The sequence below is a fragment of the Longimonas sp. genome, assembly GCF_046498435.1.
GTDB lineage: Bacteria > Bacteroidota > Rhodothermia > Rhodothermales > Salinibacteraceae > Longimonas.
The window spans coordinates 1-4,128 of record NZ_JAWOAR010000249.1 but is presented as its reverse complement, the minus strand read 5'-3'; the positions used below and the strand labels follow the sequence as shown (position 1 = coordinate 4,128).

3 protein-coding genes and 1 pseudogene are annotated in these 4,128 nt (G+C 60.3%); all 4 read left to right on the top strand.

Going from position 1 to position 4,128, the window contains the following annotated elements:
* Nucleotides 1-61 precede the first annotated feature (61 nt).
* The gene (locus R6U20_RS09610; protein WP_410337639.1) at nucleotides 62-898 is read left to right on the top strand and encodes a UDP-glucose dehydrogenase family protein; all 837 of its coding nucleotides are present in this window, start codon (nucleotides 62-64) and stop codon (nucleotides 896-898) included.
* A 72-nt stretch (nucleotides 899-970) separates the two neighbouring features.
* A complete protein-coding gene (locus R6U20_RS09605; RefSeq protein WP_410337638.1) occupies nucleotides 971-1,927 on the top strand; it encodes a UDP-glucuronic acid decarboxylase family protein in 957 nt (318 codons plus the stop codon).
* A gap of 77 nt (nucleotides 1,928-2,004) precedes the next feature.
* Complete coding sequence (cysD, locus tag R6U20_RS09600; RefSeq protein WP_410337637.1) at nucleotides 2,005-2,916, top strand: sulfate adenylyltransferase subunit CysD; 912 nt, start codon at nucleotides 2,005-2,007, stop codon at nucleotides 2,914-2,916.
* 76 nt (nucleotides 2,917-2,992) lie between these two features.
* A pseudogene (locus R6U20_RS09595) lies at nucleotides 2,993-3,871 on the top strand (sulfate adenylyltransferase subunit 1); the annotation flags it as partial.
* Nucleotides 3,872-4,128: the final 257 nt, after the last annotated feature.

Below are 4,128 nucleotides of genomic sequence, written 5' to 3'. Positions count from 1 at the left end.
GGCGCTGCGTCAGCTCTCGGGGCGATAGCAGCCCCACGTTGAGCGCCGGGGCGAGTCGCGAGTGAAACAGAAAGGGCTCGCTGTCGCTGATGGCATCCTGGTAGCGGCCGAAGTCGGGCAGGAGCGGTCTGCGGAGATGATCAAGTATGCGGCCAACTCCATCTTGGCCACACGCATCTCGTTTATGAACGAGATTGCCAACTTGTGTGAGAAGGTCGGGGCGAACGTCGATAAGGTGCGCCTTGGCATCAGCAAAGATCATCGCATCGGACGCCACTTCCTGTATGCGGGGATTGGATTCGGCGGCAGTTGCTTCCCGAAAGACGTGCAGGCGCTGCATCGCACCGGACGCCAGAACAATTACGACTTTCAGATTTTGGACTCGGTGCTTCAGGTGAACGACCAGCAGCGCGAACTGCTCGCGGAGCGCGTCATTGACTACTTCGATGGCGACGTAACGGGGAAGAAGGTGGCGATTTGGGGCCTCTCGTTCAAGCCCAACACCGACGACATTCGCGAGGCACCGTCGCACGTTATCATTCGCACACTGCTCGACGCCGGTGCCGAAATCGTAGGCTACGACCCCGAAGCCATCGACACCACGCGCCGCGTGTTCGGCGATGCGATCGACTACGCCGACGACATGTACAGCGCGCTCAACGGGGCCGACGTCCTCGTCATCTGCACCGAGTGGAACGCCTTCCGCCGTCCCGACCTGGCCGATGTGCGCGACCGCCTGGCCGAGCCCGTTATCTTTGACGGACGCAACGTGTTCGATCCGAAGCGCATGGCCGAGATGGGCTTCATCTACTCCAGCATTGGGCGCCCTTCGCTGCCGCCTGAGAACGACGAAGCGGCCATCGAAACCGCGCTCTCGGAAAACGGGCAGCCTGCGTAGCCGCCCGGCTCCTGATTATCATGGGGCGGACCTGCGCATCCGCCCTGGTTTCTTGCTATCGCCCACAGCCTCATGCCACGCACACTTATCACCGGCGGTGCCGGATTCCTGGGGTCGCATCTGTGCGACCGGTTCATTGCCGAGGGCCACGAGGTCCTCTGTATGGACAACCTTGTCACCGGCAACACCGACAACATTGCACACCTGTTTGAGCGCCCAGATGAACAGTTCAAGTTCATCCACCACGACGTGACGGACTACATTCACGTGAGCGGCGAGCTCGACTATGTGCTCCACTTTGCAAGCCCGGCCTCGCCCGCTGACTACCTGCGTCTGCCGATTCAGACGCTCAAGGTGGGCGCGCTGGGCACGCACAAGGCGCTGGGGCTGGCCAAGGCCAAAGACGCGCGTCTGCTCTTAGCTTCCACCAGCGAAGTGTACGGTGATCCGCTCGTGCATCCGCAGCCTGAAGATTACTGGGGCAACGTGAATCCCATTGGCTCGCGTGGGGTGTACGACGAGGCCAAGCGCTTTGCCGAAGCCATCACGATGGCGTACCAGCGCTACCACGGTGTAGAAACGCGCATCGTGCGCATCTTCAACACATATGGTCCGCGTATGCGGCTGGATGACGGGCGCGCCCTGCCTACGTTTATGGGCCAGGCGCTGCGTGGTGACCCGCTCACCGTCTATGGCGACGGCAGCCAGACGCGCTCCTTCTGCTATGTGAATGACCTTGTGGAGGGCATCTACCGCCTGCTGCTGAGTGACGAAAATGAGCCGGTCAACATTGGCAACACGGAAGAGATTACCATCAAGGCGTTTGCTGAAGAGATCATCGAACTCACCGACTCGGGAAGCACCGTCACGTACGAGCCGCTTCCGCAAGACGACCCGCAGGTGCGCGAGCCCGACATCTCGAAGGCGCAGCGCACGCTCGACTGGTCTCCGCAGGTGGAGCGCCGCGACGGCTTGCGCAAAACGCTCGACTACTTTCAGGACGCCGTTGAAGCATCAACCACAGCGTAGCCCATACGCCTGTCCCCTGTTCTGACTGACATCATCTACACAACTCGACCGCGTTTTTTATAGCGCACCCATTGCATATGAGTGTATCATCTGAAACCGCCCGGCATCTGGACACTCTGGAGTCTGAGGGCATCCACGTCATTCGCGAAACTGCAGCGCAGTTTGAGCGCCCCGTACTTATGTTCTCGGGAGGCAAAGACTCGCTTACCATGACACACCTGGCGCGGAAGGCCTTCTATCCAGAGCCCATTCCGTTTCCCCTTTTGCATGTGGATACGGGGCATAACTTCCCCGAAACCCTACGCTTTCGCGATGACCTCATGGAGCGCATCGGAGCCAATCTGATCGTGCGTACCGTGCAGGAATCCATCGACAAAGGGCGCGTCAAAGAAGAGCAGGGACCGAATGCAAGCCGTAACAAGCTGCAGATCGTGACGCTGCTCGACGCGCTCGATGAACTCGATGTGGATGCCGCCCTCGGGGGCGCGCGCCGCGACGAGGAAAAAGCCCGCGCCAAAGAGCGCTTCTTCTCGCACCGCGACCGCTTTGGTCAGTGGGATCCGAAGAAGCAGCGCCCCGAACTGTGGAATCAGTACAACGGACGCCGTAACCCGGGCGAGCACTTTCGGGTCTTTCCGCTGAGCAACTGGACGGAGCTCGATGTGTGGCAGTACATCGAGCGCGAAGGGCTGGAGATCCCAAGCCTCTACCTCGCGCACAAGCGCGACGTGGTCGAACGCGACGGCTCGCTCCTCGCGAAATCCGACTACATCTCGCTGCGCGATGGCGAGCACTACGCCGAGAAGATGGTCCGCTTCCGCACCATTGGCGACATGACGTGCACCGGTGCCATCGAATCGACGGCTACGACCATTCCCGAGGTCATCGAAGAGGTCGCCACGGCCAACCACTCCGAACGCGGCGGACGCACCGACGATCAGCGCTCCGAGGCCGCCATGGAAGATCGCAAGCGCAAAGGGTACTTTTAGTACTGCGTGTTAGTACGCCGCGCTTGCCTCTCTGGCAAGTCTCCTGCTTCTCTATCTCGACTATTTATAACATTCTATGGACTTACTCCGATTCACTACTGCCGGCAGCGTCGACGACGGCAAGAGCACGCTCATTGGGCGGCTCTTCTACGATACGCAGGCCATCTTCGAGGAGAAGATGTCTGAGATCCAGCGCAACACGCAGCGCGACGACGAAGACCTGGAGTTGGCGCTCCTCACCGACGGGCTGCGCGCCGAGCGCGAACAGGGTATCACGATCGACGTGGCCTACCGCTACTTTGCTACGCCCAAGCGCAAGTTCATCATCGCGGATACGCCGGGCCACGAGCAGTACACCCGCAACATGGTCACCGGTGCCTCAACGGCTGAGCTCGCCATTGTGCTGCTGGATGCGCGCAAGGGCGTGCTCGAACAGTCGCATCGCCACGCGTTCATCGCGTCGCTACTGCAGATTCCGCACATGATCGTGGCGGTCAACAAGATGGATCTGGTTGACTACGACGAGGACCGCTTCCGCGAAATCGTGGACGAGTTCCGCGACTTCGCCGATAAGCTCGACGTGAACGATATCACCTTCATCCCGATCTCGGCGCTCAAGGGGGACAACGTTGTCACCGAAAGCGAGAAGACGCCGTGGTACAATGGCGCTACGCTGCTGCACCGCCTCGAGACGGTGAAAACGCAGAGCGACCGTAACCAGGTCGATTTCCGCTTCCCCGTGCAAAACGTGATTCGTCCGCACCAGGACTTTCGCGGATTCGCTGGGCAAGTGGCCTCTGGCAGTGTGCGTCCGGGCGAAGAGGTCGTCGTGCTGCCCTCGAACCTGACCACCGAGGTCGAGGGCATCGTTACGCTCGACGGTGAGCAAGAAAAAGCCAGTCCGGGCGAGTCGGTCGTGATTTCGCTGACCGACGAGATCGACGTGAGACCGGGAAAAAACTGGCTTTGAAGTGTCCTCTTTGCCGAAATGGCATTGCCCTGGAGGCCTCAAACCCTTCCGGGGAACACCGGACTGCCATGGTGCAGCCGCCACCGCCTCCGGAGCTTGACTGGCTGCAATCGGGTTTGTACAAGGGGGAGGAAAAAGTCGAAGATGTACCCATGGCACTTGTCCTTGACGCACCCGGTGAGCACCGGCAACGCATTGGCGAATCACTTGAGGCCGTCGGTTACCAGGTGGTTCTCGTCGAT